The sequence below is a fragment of the Streptomyces sp. NBC_00659 genome (assembly GCF_036226925.1).
GTDB lineage: Bacteria > Actinomycetota > Actinomycetes > Streptomycetales > Streptomycetaceae > Streptomyces.
On sequence record NZ_CP109031.1, the window covers coordinates 8,164,595 to 8,177,031 of the forward strand.

Here is a 12,437-nt window from a genome sequence, read left to right on the forward strand (position 1 = left end):
GGAGGCACGCGATGGCTGTGCACCGTGATCTGTTCGACGACACCCACGAGGACTTCCGCAGCAGTTTCCGGGCCTTCGTCAAGGCCGAGATCGTCCCGAACCACGAGAAGTGGGAGGCGGCCGGCCGCGTCGACAAGTCCATGTTCCTGGCCGCCGGAGCCCAGGGCTTCCTGGGCATGGCCGTGCCGGAGGAGTACGGCGGCCTCGGCGTCGACGACTTCCGCTACAACGTGATCATCTCCGAGGAGCTGCAACGGGCCAACGTCATCGGCTCGGGCATGTGCATCACGCTCCACAACGACATCGTGCTGCCGTACCTGCTCGGCGCGACCAACGAGGAGCAGCGGGCCCGCTGGCTGCCCGGCTTCGTCACCGGCGAGATCATGGGCGCGATCTCCATGACCGAGCCCGGCACCGGATCGGACCTGGCCTCCGTCCGTACGACCGCGATCCGCGAGGGTGACACCTACGTCGTCAACGGCTCCAAGACGTTCGTCACCAACGGCCTCAACTGCGACCTGGTCATCGTGGCCGCCAAGACGAACCCCGAGGAACGCCACCGTGGCCTCAGCCTGATCGTCGTGGAGGACGGCACCCCCGGCTTCGCCCGGGGACGCCATCTGAAGAAGATCGGACTGCGCAGCCAGGACACCGCGGAGCTGTTCTTCGACGACGCCCGGGTGCCGGCCGCGAACCTGCTCGGCGAGCCGGGGTCGGGCTTCCCCACCCTGATGGCGAACCTGGCCCAGGAGCGCATGGCGCTGTCGGTCTCGGCGATCACCGGCGCCCGTGCCGTCCTGGACTGGACGATGGACTACTGCCGGGAGCGGGAGGCCTTCGGACAGCGGCTGTCCTCCTTCCAGAACACCAAGTTCGAGCTGGCCGAGATGCTCACCGCCACCGAGGTCGCCCAGGTCTACGTGGACTACCTCGTCCGCCGTCACCTGGACGGGGTGCTGGACGCCGAGGACGCCGCCAAGGCCAAGTGGTGGACGACCGAACTCCAGCAGGACGTGGTCAACCGCTGTCTCCAACTGCACGGCGGTTACGGCTTCATGGAGGAGTACCCGGTCGCCAGGGCGTTCCTGGACGCACGGGTGCAGACCATCTACGCCGGCACGAACGAGATCATGAAGGAGATCATCGGCCGGTCCATCGACGCACCCGCGAAGCGGGCCGCCCGATGAGCGTCGACTGCGAGACGCGGGACGGCGTCGCCACGATCACCCTGAACCGGCCGGGCAAGCTCAACGCCATGACCGACACGATGTGGAGCGCGCTGGAGGCGCTGCTCGCCGAGCTGTCGGCCGATCCCGCCACCCGCGCGGTGGTGGTCACCGGAGCCGACGGGGCGTTCTGCGGCGGCTCGGACGTCGAGGGACTGCTCGACGACCTCGACGTCCTGCCCGACCGGATCCGGGTCTCGAACCGCTGTGTCCTCGCCCTGCACGAGGCGCCGTTCCCGACGATCGCCATGGTCGACGGGATCGCCGCGGGCGCGGGCGTCAACCTCGCGCTGGCCTGCGACTTCGTGGTGGCCAGCGACCGGTCCCGCTTCCTCCAGCTGTTCATCCGGCGCGGGCTGTCCCTGGACAGCGGCGGCAGCTGGCTGCTTCCCCGTCTGGTGGGGGAGCGCCGGGCGCGCCAACTGGCCTTCCTCGGCGACTCGTTGGACGCGGCCACCGCGCTGGACTGGGGAATGATCACCTCCGTGGCGCCGCCGGAGGAACTGGCCGCAGAGGTGGACGCCCTCACCGGCCGTCTTCGCAAGCTGTCGCCCTCGGCTCTGGCCGGCACCAAGTCGCTGCTCAACAACGCCTGGGGGACCACTCTCGCCGAGGCACTCGAAGCCGAGATCGCCAACCAGGTCGCGGTGATCGCCTCTCCCGAGGCACAGGCGGCGATCGCCGCGTTCGTCCGCAGACCCTGACCGGACACCGGCCCGGCACGAGCCCGGCCGCACCCCCGCACCGCACACGAACCAAGGAGTCAACGATGGAACTGGCAGGCAGCTCGGCGATCGTCACCGGCGGAGGCTCCGGACTGGGAGAGGCCACCAGCCGCCTCCTCGCCGCCAAGGGCCTCAAGGTGACCGTCCTCGACCTCGATGAGGTCGGCGGCAAGCGGGTCGCCGACGACATCGGCGGCCGGTTCATCGCCGCGAACGTCACCGACCCCGACCAGGTCATCGCCGCCGTCGACGCCGCCGCGGCCGACGCCCCGCTGCGCGTCGTCGTCAACTGCGCGGGCATCCCGAGCCTCGCCCGCACCGTCGGCAAGGACGGCTCGTACGGCTCCGCCCACGACCTCGACGCCTTCCGCAAGGTCGTCGAGGTCAACCTGATCGGCACCTTCAACGTCGTGCGCCTCGCCGCGACCGCGATGTCCCGCAACGAGCCCGACGCCGACGGCGCGCGCGGCGCGATCGTCAACACGACCTCGGTCGCCGCGTTCGACGGCCAGATCGGCCAGGTCGCCTACAGCGCCTCCAAGGGCGGCGTCGTCGGACTCACCCTGCCGCTCGCCCGTGACCTCGGTGTCGTCGGCGTCCGGGTGAACACCATCGCGCCCGGACTGATCGAGACGCCGATCTACGAGACGGTCCCGAACCCGGCCGAGTTCAAGGCCAAGCTCGCCAAGGACGTCGTCTTCCCGCGCCGGCTCGGCCAGGCCGACGAATTCGCCAGCCTCGCTTGGGAGTTGCTCTCCAACAGCTACATGAACGGTGAAGTGATCCGGATCGACGGAGGTGTCCGCCTTCCCCCCAGGTGAACGACGCACCGCCCTGCCCGTCCGCTGCTGTCAGGAATGAAGCCCATGAGTATGTCAGGATCACAACTTCGCGCCGCCATGCGGGAGTTCGTCGACGGTGAGGTCATCCCCGCCGAACGGGCCCTGGACGCGGGCGGCGACACCGCCGCCGTCGCGCTGAAGCGACTGCAGGCGAGCGCCAAGGAAAAGGGCCTGTGGGCGCTGGGCCACCCCGCCGAGATCGGCGGCGGCGGTCTCCCGTTCTACGAGTTCGCCCTCGTCAACGAGATCATCGGCCGTTCCAAGTACGGACAGCTCGCGGCGGGCACCCTGTCGATGCAGGACGCCATCATGCTGCACCGCTTCGCCAGTGAGGAGCAGAAGCAGCGCTGGCTGCTTCCGCTGGTGGCCGGTGACATCACCCCGAGCACCGGAATGACCGAGCCGGAGGTCGCCGGATCGGACCCGACGCTCATCCAGGCCACCGCCCGGCTCGACGGCGACGAGTGGGTCATCGACGCCCACAAGTGGTTCACCACCGGCGGCTCCAACGCGGCGTTCACCACGGTCTACGCCCGCACCGAGCCGGACGACGTCAAGGCCCACCAGGCCCTGTCCGCGATCGTCGTGCCCGCCGGCACACCCGGCTTCGAGGTCGTCCGCGTCCTCAAGACCATGGGCTCCACCGGCGGAGACCACTGCGAGATCCGCCTCACCGGGGTCCGCGTCCCCTACGAGAACCTGCTCGGCGAGCGCGGCGGCGGATTCGCCGTCGGCCAGATCCGCCTCGGCCCCGGCCGGATCTTCCACGCCATGCGCTGGCTCGGCCAGGCGCAGCGCGCCTTCGAGCTCATGGTCGAACGCGCCAACACGCGCTACGCGCACGGCTCGCTGCTCTCGCAGAAGGGCGAGATCCAGCGCTACGTCGCGGAGTCCGCCGCCGAGATTTACGCGGCGCGGCTGATGGTCCTGGACGCGGCGAAGCAGTTCGACCAGGACGGACAGGCCCGCATCCAGATCAGCATCGTCAAGTTCTGGGCCGCCCAGATGCTCCACAACGTCATCGACCGGGCGATCCAGGTCCACGGGGCACTCGGCGTCACCGACGACACGCCCCTCGAGGGCATGTACCGCGAGGCGCGTTTCGCCCGTATCTACGACGGCCCGGACGAGGTCCACCGGATGGTCGTCGCGCGACGGCTGCTGGCCGACCCCTCCCGCGCCCCCTGGCTCCAGGGAGATCTCGATGACTGACCGGGAAGAGATCGAGGCACGACTGAGCGCCGTCTGGGGCGCGCCGGTGACGGCCACCGTCCCCAGCGCCCTGCCCGGCGGCGCCAGCCGGCAGACCATGCGCTTCACCGCCGAGGTCACGGGCCGCTCCCGCGACCTGGTCCTGCGGCGCGACCTGTCGGGCCAGGCCGGAGCCGAGACGATGGACCTGGAGGCCAAGGTCATGGCCGCGGCCGCCGCGGCCGGGGTACCGGTCCCGGAGCTGGTGGACAGCGGGCCGTCGCTCGGCGGCAACCCCTACATCGTGATGAGCCATGTGGAGGGCGAGGTGATCCCCCGCCGCCTGCTGCGCGACGACGCTTACGCCACGGCGCGGGAGACCCTCGCGGCACAGTTCGGCGCCGTCGCCGCGCGGATCCACACGATGTCCCCCGACACCCTCGGCGGACTCGGACGGCAGGACCCGATCGCCGCCCTGCGCGCCCTGGCCGAACGCTGGGACACGCCCCGGCCGTCGGTCGAACTCGGCATCCGCTGGCTGGAGGACCACCCCGTACCCTCCGTCACCGACACCGTCGTCCACGGAGACCTGCGCAACGGCAACGCCATCGTCGGCCCCGAGGGCATCCGGGCCGTCCTGGACTGGGAACTGGTCCACCGCGGGGACCCGGTCGAGGACCTCGGATGGCTGTGCGTGAAGGCCTGGCGCTTCGGTTCGGCGCTGCCGGTCGGCGGGTTCGGCACCCGCGCACAGCTCCTCGACGGGTACGAGCAGGTGGCGGGCTGGCGCCCGACCGACGCGCAACTGCACTGGTGGGAGGTCTACAGCACGCTGCGCTGGGTGCTGATCTGCCGTCAGCAGGCCGCCGTACACCTCGAAGGCGAACAGGACTCGCTCGAACACGCCGTGATCGGCCGCAGGGTGTGCGAGGCGGAGTTCGACCTGCTGCTCGCGCTCGGGCTGACGCGGACCGAGAAGGCCGAGGACGTACTGACCGCCGTGGACGCGGCGGAGTCCGAAACGGTCGGCACGGGCGCCGCGCCCCACGACGCACCGGACGCCGACCATCTGCTCGCCGTGGTCGAGCGCACCCTCGCCCGCGGTGAGCTCGGTTCGCAGGGCAGCGGCCGCTACCTCGCCAGGGTCGCGGCCAACGCCCTGCGGATCGTACGGCGGGAGCTCCTGCTCTCGGCCGAGGTCACCGAGCGGCACCGCGGGCGGCTGGACGGCCTCGGGTTCGCGACGGAGCGGGACCTCGCCGAAGCCCTGCGCTCCGGCGCCGTGACACCTGTGAACCCCCGCGTCGTGGAAGCCGTCGTCGGGACGGTGCGGGACAAACTGCTCGTGGCCAACCCGGCGTATCTCGGCCGGCCGGACGCCCCGGAAGAGGGCTGACAGCGCGGGCCACCGGCGCGCGCGAGCGCGTGCGACGACCCTCGGTAGTCTCTACCTCCCCCGGCACCCTTCTCGAGAATGGCAGGTCAATGGCCCCCAAGTCACCTCAGAAAGCTCGGATCCTGCATGCCGCGGCGGAGCTGTTCGCCGAACACGGCTACCACGGCACCGGGATGGCCCAACTCGAGGCGGCGGTCGGGCTCCAGAGAGGCGCGCTGTACCACCACATCGGGAACAAGGAAGCCCTGCTCTTCGAGATCAGCGCCTCCCAGCTGCGTGTCATGGTCGAGATCGCGCTCGACATCGAGAAGCGCGTCGAGGACCCCGAGGAGCGCTTCAGGGAACTGGCCCGGACGCTGATGGAGAACATCGCCGACCACGTCCTCGAATGGACCGTGCACTACCGGGACTTCACCGCGCTCACGGGCCCGCTCATGGAGTCGGTGCTCGATCTGCGCAAGCAGTACGAGCAGGTGTGGCAGCGCACGCTCAACGCGGGCATCGACGCGGGGGACTTCAAGGCGATGCCCGAGTCCGTCGCGCTGAAGGGAATCCTCGGAATGTTCAACTACTCGTACGTGTGGCTGAAGAAGGACGCCGGACTCCCGCCGCGCGAGATCGCGGACCTCTTCTGCGACACATTCCTGTCCGGCATCCTGCGCTCCGCGCCGCCGGCCGGCTGAACACCACGTCGTCCGAGCGATCGAGCCGGTACGACCGCACCACAAGGAGAACGACATGTCGGACGAAGTCCTGGTCGAACGCCGTGACGGCGTGCAGATCATCACCATCAACCGGCCGCAGGCGAAGAACGCCCTGAACCTGGCCGTCGCCCGTGCCGTCGCGGACGCCGTCGACGAGCTGGACGCCTCCGACGACCTCCGGGTCGGCGTCCTGACCGGAGCCGGCGGGACGTTCTCGGCCGGGATGGACCTCAAGGCCTTCCTCAGGGGCGAGAGCCCGGCGATCGAGGGCCGGGGGCTGGCCGGCATCACCGTCACCCCGCCGAAGAAGCCGCTCATCGGCGCCGTCGAGGGCTGGGCGCTGGCCGGAGGGTTCGAGCTCGTGCTGGCCTGCGACCTGGTGGTCGCCGGCGACACGGCCAGGTTCGGCGTCCCGGAGGTGACCCGCTCCCTGGTGGCGGCCGTCGGCGGCGCACTGCTGCTGCCGCGCCGTATCCCGTACGCGATCGCCATGGAGATGCTGCTCACCGGCGATCCGATCACCGCGCAGCGTGGCGCGGAGATCGGCCTCGTCAACCGCCTGGTGCCCGAAGGCAAGGCGCTGGAGGGCGCGCTGGAGCTGGCCGCGCGGGTGGCGGCGGCCGGACCCCTGGCCGTCGCGGCCACGAAGCGGATCGCCCGCTCCAGCGCGGACTGGACGCTCGCCGAGGGCTGGGAGGAGCAGGAGCGGATCATCGCGCCGGTGTTCGTCTCCGAGGACGCGCGCGAGGGCGCCACCGCGTTCGCGGAGAAGCGCAGTCCAGTGTGGAGCGGCCGTTGAAGCGGCGGTGACTGTCGCCCGTCCGGACCCGCCCCGGCGTGTCGTGGCCGGTCGCGGGCCGTCCGGCGGCGGGCAGGTCGACGGCCCGGCCGCCGCTCCGGACGGGATCACGCCCGTCCCCGATGCCCGCGGGGCGCCGGCGCCGGCGTCAGGCGATACGTCCGACGTACGCCAGCGCCTGCCGCAGCAGAACGCCGTGACCGCCCGGCATGTCGTCCGTGACCACGTGCGACGCGGCCTCCTCCGGACTGAACCAGACCAGGTCCAGCGCGTCCTGCCGGGGGCGGCAGTCGCCGGTGACCGGCACGATGTACGCCAGGGACACGGCGTGCTGGCGCGGGTCGTGGAACGGTGTGACGCCGAGGGTCGGGAAGTACTCCGCGACGGTGAAGGGCTGCAGGGAGGCCGGGATCCGGGGCAGGGCCACCGGGCCGAGGTCCTTCTCCAGGTGGCGCAGCAGGGCGTCCCGGACCCGCTCGTGGTGCAGCACCCGGCCGGAGACGAGGGAGCGGGTGACCGTTCCGTCCGGACCGATGCCGAGCAGGAGCCCGATGTGGGTGACTTCGCCGTTGTCGTCGACACGCACGGGTACGGCCTCGACGTACAGGATCGGCATGCGGGCGCGGGCCGATTCCAGTTCGTCACGGGACAGCCAGCCGGGCGTGGTTTCGGTCAAGTCAGACATTGCTTGATCATACTTTCCGTGCGTCCGGTGCGGGCGTGATCCTCCAGGTCAACGATGCCCCACGGAAAGGGTCATCGCGCGTACCTCGGCGTCGGCAACGGTGTTTCGGCCCGGTGGCCCGGTGGCCCGGTGGCCCGGTGGCCCGGTGGCCCGGTGGCCCGGTGGCCCGGTGGCCCGGTGGCCCGGTGGCCCGGTGGCCCGGTGGCCCCTGGCCCGGACACGGCGTGGAGGTTCGTCGGCCCGGGGCGGTGCGTGCCGTCCGGTCTCGTAGCCTGGGCACGCTCGGCAGGACGACGACCGGCTGGACCACGGGAGCGGCATGGCCAGGGAACGCACCACGAGGATCACGGACGCTGTCGTCGACAGTTTCGCGGGCACGGCCGATCCGAGGCTGCGTGAGCTGCTCGGCGCGCTCACCCGCCATCTGCACGCCTTCGTCCGCGAGAGCCGGCCGACGACCGCGGAGTGGGAGAGCGCCGTGGCCTTCCTCGCGGCGACCGGACACATGTGCACGGACACCCGGCAGGAGTTCGTCCTCCTGTCGGACGTGCTCGGTGTCTCCATGCTGGTGGAGACCCTGAACGGCCACGGCGACCCGGGTGCGACGGAGTCGACCGTGCTCGGACCCTTCCACATGACGCAATCGCCCGCACGGGAACTCGGCGCGACCATCGACCTGGTGGGCACCGGCGAGCCGTGCGTGGTCAGCGGCCGGGTACTGTCCCGGGACGGCACTCCGCTGCCGGGCGCCGTCCTCGACGTGTGGCAGGCGGACGACCAGGGCTTCTACGACGTCCAGCGGCCGGACGTGCAACCGCCCGGCAACGGCCGCGGGCTCTTCACCGCGGACGCCGAGGGCCGCTTCCGGTTCCGCACCTGTGTACCGAGTCCGTACCCGATCCCCACCGACGGCCCGGTCGGCGCCCTGCTCGGGGCCACCGGCCGCCACTCCTGGCGCCCCGCCCACATCCACTTCATTGCCTCGGCCGAGGGCCACGCCCCCGTCACCACGCACATCTTCGTGGCGGGCAGCCCCTATCTGGACTCGGACGCAGTCTTCGCCGTGAAAAGGAGTCTCGTCCAGGACTTCGCCGAGACCGACGACCCCGCGCTGGCACGGGAGTTCGGCGTCGCGAACCCCTTCCGCCACGCCCGCTTCGACCTCGTCCTGGAGACGGCATGACCACCCCGCCGAGCGCCCGGCTCGACTTCACCTACGAGACCCGGCCCGCCCGGGTCGTCTTCCGGCCCGGCGCCTCGGTGACCGCGACACCGAAAGAGGCCGCGCGGCTCGCGCTGCACCGGGTCCTCGTGGTGTGCGGCGGCCGGGGCGCCGACGCCGCGCACGCGGTGGCGGACGCGCTCGGCGACAGCTGCGTGGGGGTGCACGCCGGCGCCCGGATGCACGTACCCGTGGAGGTCGCCGACGAGGCCGTCGAGGTGGCGCGGGCGGCGGGCGCCGACGGGTGTGTCGCCGTCGGCGGCGGATCCGCGATCGGCCTCGGCAAGGCGATCGCGCTGCGCACCGGCCTGCCGCTGATCGCCGTGCCCTCCACCTACTCGGGCTCCGAGATGACCTCCGTGTGGGGCCTGACCGAGCAGGGGGTCAAACGCACCGGACGCGACCCCCGGGTACAGCCGCGTTGCGTCGTCTACGACCCCGATCTCACCCTCGGCCTCCCGGTCCCGCTCTCGGTGACCAGCGGTGTCAACGCCCTCGCGCACGCGGTCGAGGCGCTGTACGCCCCCGACGCCTCCCCGCTGGTCTCCCTGATGGCGGAGGAGGGCGTACGGGCGATGGCCGGCGCCCTTCCCGGCGTGGCCGCGGACCCCGCCGATCCGCAGGCCCGCGCGCGGGCCCTCTACGGCGCCTGGCTCTGCGGTTCCTGCCTCGGCGCGACGACCATGGGGCTGCACCACAAGCTGGCCCACGTCCTCGGCGGCACCTTCGGCCTGCCGCACGCCGAGACCCACACCGTGCTCCTCCCGTACACCCTCGCCCACAACGCGGCCGCCGCGCCGGAAGCGGTCGCCGTTCTCGCGCGGGCCATGGACACCGACGACGTCCCCCGCGCCCTCCGGGAGCTCGCGGGAGGCCTCGGCGCTCCCCGTACGCTGGCCGAACTCGGCTTGAGGGAAGCCGACTTGGCGCGCGCGGCGACCCAGGTCGCCGCGGAGTCGTACCCCAACCCCCGCGAGGTCACCGCGCATGGCGTCCTGGGGCTGCTGACGGCCGCGTACGAGGGTTGGGAACCGCGGAGCTAGGAGCTGTTGTCCGGACCGGATTGCGGATTGCGGATTGCGGATTGCGGGTTTCGGGTTGGAGGGGCGGACGGTGGCATGTCGGAGCGCGTGCCCGACTCGCCGTCCCCGACCAGTGGCTGTGACCGGCGGTTTCGCCAAAGGCCCTAGCCCGTCATCTCCTTCTGTCCGCGGGCGGCCGGCCGCTCGCGTCCCCAGGCGGCCAGCGGCTGGAGTGCGTCGTTGAGGCGCGCGCCGTCCTTGGTGAGCGAGTACTCGACGCGGGGCGGCACCTCGTCGTAGGAGACGCGGTGCACGACACCGTCCGCTTCCATCTCGCGCAGGTGCGAGGCAAGCACCTTCTCGGTGATCCCCGGAAGCAGTCGGCGCAACTCGCCGAAGCGGCTGCAGGAGTGCTCGTGGAGTGCCCAGAGGATCAGCACCTTCCACTTGCCTCCGATCACCTCCATCGCGGTGTCGATCCCGCAGGCGTGTCCGTCCGGTGCGCCCGGCCGGTTCAGCGTCGTCATGACCCCACCCTTCCGACGTGCTCGCTCACCCCGGGGTAACCACCCACTCCGAAGTGCGTACTTGATCACCTCCGGGTCTGTGGCCAGCCTAATCGGCATGACACAGAACCCTGTTGAGAAGACCTCCGTCACGATGCTGGGCCTCGGCGCGATGGGCACCGCGCTGGCCCGTACCTGGCTTGCCGCCGGCCACCCGCTCACCGTCTGGAACCGCACCCCGGCCCGCGCCGCGGCGCTCGCCGCCGAGGGGGCGAAGGTCGCGGACAGTGCCGCCGCGGCGGTCGCGGCGAACACCCTGGTCGTCGTCTGCCTGTTGGACGATGCCTCGGTCGACGAGGCACTGGCCGGCGCCGACCTGGCCGGCAGGGACCTGGTCAACCTGACCACCAGCACCCCTGCCCAGGCCCGTGCCCGCGCCGAGTGGGCCCGCGAGCTCGGTGCCCGCTACCTGGACGGCGGGATCATGGCCGTCCCGCCGATGATCGGTGTCCCGGAAGCCGGCGGCTACGTCTTCTACAGCGGCTCGCGGGAGCTGTTCGAGCGGCACCAGGAGGTGCTGCGCGTCCCGGCCGGTACCACCTACGTCGGCGAGGACGCCGGCTTCGCGGCCCTGCACGACGTGGCCCTGCTGAGCGCCATGTACGGGATGTTCGCCGGGGCCGCGCACGCCTTCGCCCTGATCCGCAAGGAGGACATCGACCCCGCGTCGCTCGCCCCGCTGCTCGCCGACTGGCTCGTAGCCATGGCGCCGGCCGTTCACCAGACCGCCGACCGGCTGCGAAGCGGGGACTACACCAAGGGCGTCGTCTCCGACCTCGCCATGCAGGTGGCCGGCACCCCGACCTTCCTGAGCACCGCCGAGCAGCAGGGTGTCAGCTCTGAACTGCTCAGTCCCTACTTCGCGTTGATGCGCCGCCGCTTGGCCGAGGGCGGTGGCGAGGAGGACCTGACCGGCGTGATCGACCTGCTGGTGCGCTGACCGGCCGCTTGCCGCCCCGGGGGAGACCCCGCCTCCGGGGCGTTCCGATCCCGTCGTGGTGAACCTCGAACAGGCAGTCTTTCCCGGCTGCTTCAGCGGGTGTCGGGAGTGCCCGGCGGCAACAGGGCTGCTGCGCAAGGGAGTCGGGCCACGATCGGGTCCGGCGTCTCCCAACAGGCCTTCTCAACCTCCCCATTGGTAGATCCTTCATCGCTCCGACACCCGCGACCTCTGGTGTTTTTCGCGCCCACCCGGAAGGCTGATCTGGGCATGCCAAGACGACCGCCTGGTCTGCCCTGCCCCCACGCCGCGGTCGATCTGGAGGAAGCAGTGACAAGAAGCTCGCGTACCCGCAGGGTCTCGCTCGTCCTCGGCAGCGCCGTCGCTATGGTCGTCGCCTTCGCGGGCAGCGCCCTCGCCGACCCGCCCACGGCCTTGCCCGGGAACGCGGACGCGCTGGAGTCGACGTTCCAGCCGGCCTTCGACTACGACACCGACGGCTGCTACCCCACGCCCGCCATCGGCCCCGACGGCACGATCAACCCGGGCCTCAACCCCTCCGGGGCCCTGAACGGCCACTGCCGCGACTCCTGGGACCTGGACAACACCAACGGGTACTCCCGCGAGAAGTGCAACAACGGCTGGTGCGCCATCATCTACGGCCTCTACATGGAGAAGGACCAGGCCGTCGTCGGCAGCGGCCTCGGCGGGCACCGCAACGACTGGGAGCACGTCGTGGTGTGGGTCCAGGACAACGAGGCCAAGTACGTCTCCACGTCGGCCCACGGCAACTTCAACATCTACACCCGTGACCAGATCCGCTGGGACGGAACACACCCCAAGGTCGTCTACCACAAGGACGGCATCGGCACGCACTGCTTCCGGCCCGCGAACACCAACGACGAGCCGCCGGAGAACCACTACCACACCTGGCAGTTCCCGACCCTGGTCGGCTGGAACGGCTACCCCGCCGGGCTCCGCGACAAGCTGAGCGCGTACAACTTCGGCAGCGCCTCGTTCGGCCTCAAGGACGCCAACTTCAACTCCCACCTGTCCAAGGCCAAGCCGGCCGGCATCGCGTTCGACCCCAACGCCTGACCGGTGGCCCGGTGGTGGGTG

Annotated in this window: 13 protein-coding genes; 11 read left to right on the forward strand and 2 right to left on the reverse strand. The window is 71.2% G+C overall.

From position 1 onward, the window contains the following. Positions 1-17 precede the first annotated feature (17 nt). The 7 genes from OG410_RS35670 to OG410_RS35700 all read left to right on the forward strand — a co-directional run bounded on the left by OG410_RS35670 (position 18) and on the right by OG410_RS35700 (position 6,883). Positions 18-1,187 carry an acyl-CoA dehydrogenase family protein gene (locus OG410_RS35670; protein WP_329304365.1) on the forward strand — a complete coding sequence of 390 codons (1,170 nt, stop codon included), beginning with the start codon at positions 18-20 and terminating at the stop codon, positions 1,185-1,187. Beyond that, positions 1,184-1,930, forward strand: coding sequence for an enoyl-CoA hydratase/isomerase family protein (locus tag OG410_RS35675; protein WP_329302912.1), 747 nt, complete (start codon positions 1,184-1,186; stop codon positions 1,928-1,930). The genes OG410_RS35670 and OG410_RS35675 overlap by 4 nt, the downstream gene beginning before the upstream one ends. A gap of 65 nt (positions 1,931-1,995) precedes the next feature. Next, entirely contained in the window at positions 1,996-2,772 is a 777-nt protein-coding gene (locus OG410_RS35680; RefSeq protein WP_329302913.1) for an SDR family NAD(P)-dependent oxidoreductase, read from the forward strand. 45 nt (positions 2,773-2,817) lie between these two features. Then, on the forward strand, positions 2,818-4,005 hold the full coding sequence (locus tag OG410_RS35685; RefSeq protein ID WP_329302914.1) for an acyl-CoA dehydrogenase family protein: 1,188 nt from the start codon (positions 2,818-2,820) through the stop codon (positions 4,003-4,005). After that, positions 3,998-5,380, forward strand: coding sequence for a phosphotransferase family protein (locus OG410_RS35690; protein ID WP_329302915.1), 1,383 nt, complete (start codon positions 3,998-4,000; stop codon positions 5,378-5,380). Before OG410_RS35685 ends, OG410_RS35690 begins: the two co-directional genes overlap by 8 nt. Positions 5,381-5,469: 89 nt before the next feature. Further along, the gene (locus tag OG410_RS35695; RefSeq protein WP_329302916.1) at positions 5,470-6,063 is read left to right on the forward strand and encodes a TetR/AcrR family transcriptional regulator; all 594 of its coding nucleotides are present in this window, start codon (positions 5,470-5,472) and stop codon (positions 6,061-6,063) included. A 55-nt stretch (positions 6,064-6,118) separates the two neighbouring features. Then, on the forward strand, positions 6,119-6,883 hold the full coding sequence (locus OG410_RS35700; RefSeq protein ID WP_329302917.1) for a crotonase/enoyl-CoA hydratase family protein: 765 nt from the start codon (positions 6,119-6,121) through the stop codon (positions 6,881-6,883). 148 nt (positions 6,884-7,031) lie between these two features. Here OG410_RS35700 and OG410_RS35705 read toward each other — a convergent pair whose 3' ends face one another. Next, positions 7,032-7,568 (reverse strand): NUDIX hydrolase family protein, encoded by a 537-nt coding sequence (locus tag OG410_RS35705; RefSeq protein WP_329302918.1) that lies wholly within the window; start codon positions 7,566-7,568, stop codon positions 7,032-7,034. A gap of 319 nt (positions 7,569-7,887) precedes the next feature. Here OG410_RS35705 and OG410_RS35710 point away from each other — a divergent pair, with 319 nt between their 5' ends. Both OG410_RS35710 and OG410_RS35715 read left to right on the forward strand, forming a co-directional pair. Then, positions 7,888-8,751 carry a dioxygenase family protein gene (locus OG410_RS35710; RefSeq protein ID WP_329302919.1) on the forward strand — a complete coding sequence of 288 codons (864 nt, stop codon included), beginning with the start codon at positions 7,888-7,890 and terminating at the stop codon, positions 8,749-8,751. After that, entirely contained in the window at positions 8,748-9,833 is a 1,086-nt protein-coding gene (locus OG410_RS35715; protein WP_329302920.1) for a maleylacetate reductase, read from the forward strand. The genes OG410_RS35710 and OG410_RS35715 overlap by 4 nt, the downstream gene beginning before the upstream one ends. A 143-nt stretch (positions 9,834-9,976) precedes the next feature. On the opposite strand, the gene OG410_RS35720 is transcribed toward OG410_RS35715, so the two are convergent. Further along, complete coding sequence (locus OG410_RS35720; protein WP_329302921.1) at positions 9,977-10,339, reverse strand: winged helix-turn-helix transcriptional regulator; 363 nt, start codon at positions 10,337-10,339, stop codon at positions 9,977-9,979. Positions 10,340-10,436: 97 nt separating this feature from the next. Here OG410_RS35720 and OG410_RS35725 point away from each other — a divergent pair, with 97 nt between their 5' ends. Together OG410_RS35725 and OG410_RS35730 are read left to right on the forward strand one after the other, a co-directional pair. Next, the gene (locus tag OG410_RS35725; protein ID WP_329302922.1) at positions 10,437-11,318 is read left to right on the forward strand and encodes an NAD(P)-dependent oxidoreductase; all 882 of its coding nucleotides are present in this window, start codon (positions 10,437-10,439) and stop codon (positions 11,316-11,318) included. A gap of 330 nt (positions 11,319-11,648) precedes the next feature. Next, a complete protein-coding gene (locus OG410_RS35730; RefSeq protein WP_329302923.1) occupies positions 11,649-12,416 on the forward strand; it encodes an NPP1 family protein in 768 nt (255 codons plus the stop codon). The last annotated feature ends 21 nt before the right edge of the window (positions 12,417-12,437 follow it).

Excerpts from the sequence above, each read along its gene's own strand:
- OG410_RS35705 (WP_329302918.1), bottom strand. The coding sequence starts at position 7,568 with ATGTCTGACTTGACCGAAACCACGCCCGGCTGGCTGTCCCGTGACGAA.
- OG410_RS35720 (WP_329302921.1), bottom strand. The coding sequence starts at position 10,339 with ATGACGACGCTGAACCGGCCGGGCGCACCGGACGGACACGCCTGCGGG.
- OG410_RS35680 (WP_329302913.1), top strand. The coding sequence starts at position 1,996 with ATGGAACTGGCAGGCAGCTCGGCGATCGTCACCGGCGGAGGCTCCGGA.
- OG410_RS35715 (WP_329302920.1), top strand. The coding sequence starts at position 8,748 with ATGACCACCCCGCCGAGCGCCCGGCTCGACTTCACCTACGAGACCCGG.
- OG410_RS35725 (WP_329302922.1), top strand. The coding sequence starts at position 10,437 with ATGACACAGAACCCTGTTGAGAAGACCTCCGTCACGATGCTGGGCCTC.
- OG410_RS35700 (WP_329302917.1), top strand. The coding sequence starts at position 6,119 with ATGTCGGACGAAGTCCTGGTCGAACGCCGTGACGGCGTGCAGATCATC.
- OG410_RS35690 (WP_329302915.1), top strand. The coding sequence starts at position 3,998 with ATGACTGACCGGGAAGAGATCGAGGCACGACTGAGCGCCGTCTGGGGC.
- OG410_RS35685 (WP_329302914.1), top strand. The coding sequence starts at position 2,818 with ATGAGTATGTCAGGATCACAACTTCGCGCCGCCATGCGGGAGTTCGTC.
- OG410_RS35695 (WP_329302916.1), top strand. The coding sequence starts at position 5,470 with ATGGCCCCCAAGTCACCTCAGAAAGCTCGGATCCTGCATGCCGCGGCG.
- OG410_RS35710 (WP_329302919.1), top strand. The coding sequence starts at position 7,888 with ATGGCCAGGGAACGCACCACGAGGATCACGGACGCTGTCGTCGACAGT.
- OG410_RS35675 (WP_329302912.1), top strand. The coding sequence starts at position 1,184 with ATGAGCGTCGACTGCGAGACGCGGGACGGCGTCGCCACGATCACCCTG.